The organism is Pedobacter sp. GW822-FHT03F06 (assembly GCF_058801365.1).
This window is the reverse complement of record NZ_JBXANE010000029.1, coordinates 1-694: the sequence shown is the minus strand read 5'-3', so window position 1 is coordinate 694 and position 694 is coordinate 1. Positions and strand designations below refer to the sequence as shown.

The 694-nt window shown below is 30.7% G+C and carries 1 protein-coding gene; it reads left to right on the top strand.

The annotated features are described in order from the left end of the window. The first annotated feature begins 104 nt into the window (after positions 1–104). On the top strand, positions 105–638 hold the full coding sequence (locus tag AC1RJ8_RS25105; protein WP_492955776.1) for a hypothetical protein: 534 nt from the start codon (positions 105–107) through the stop codon (positions 636–638). Positions 639–694 lie beyond the last annotated feature (56 nt).

The window sequence follows — 694 nt, the reverse complement described above, 5'->3', positions numbered from 1 at the left end:
CAATAGATTTTTCTGGAGAAAGGGGTTTGTTAGAAATTGATATAATTTAAGTTAAGTTGGATACGAGCTACAAGCTCGCACCAGCTTGGGAAAAATGAGGATTTATGGAAATTGAATATTTTATTGCTGAGTTAAAAAAAAATGAACCTTCGGAAAAATTGATGATCAAAGAAGGGTTTGACAATATGCCATATAGTATTAGGAGATGTTATGATCCGGAGAAAAAGATTCTAAAGGATCTAGATGAAAAGATTGATTTGAATATTTTAGAGATATTGTTTAATAATTATGATGTTCAGTATTTGAGATTTGCTGACTTTAGTTTTCAAAAGAATGTTGAAGCTGTTGATGGATTAAATATATTTTGTTCAAGTTCTGGCACTTTTTTGGCATTTAAAAATGGTAATTCAGAGATATTGGAGTATGATCGTGAAGAACTTTATGTAGTTAATTATTGTGCCAAAGATTCAGAATCATTTTTAAGTGCTTTACTAGAGATTTTTAAATTGCAGTCTTTAAGATTACAAGGTATAGTTGAAATAAATGATGTTAAAGCAAACCAAGATGTTTTAGAAAAGTGCATTCTAGCTGCAGGGGGAAATAAATTTAAGAGATTTTTTGAGCAGGTTATTTATTAGCCTCTGCTAGTCCGAGCGGATTGCAATTAGATAAATTTGTGCTGGTGCGAGTTTTT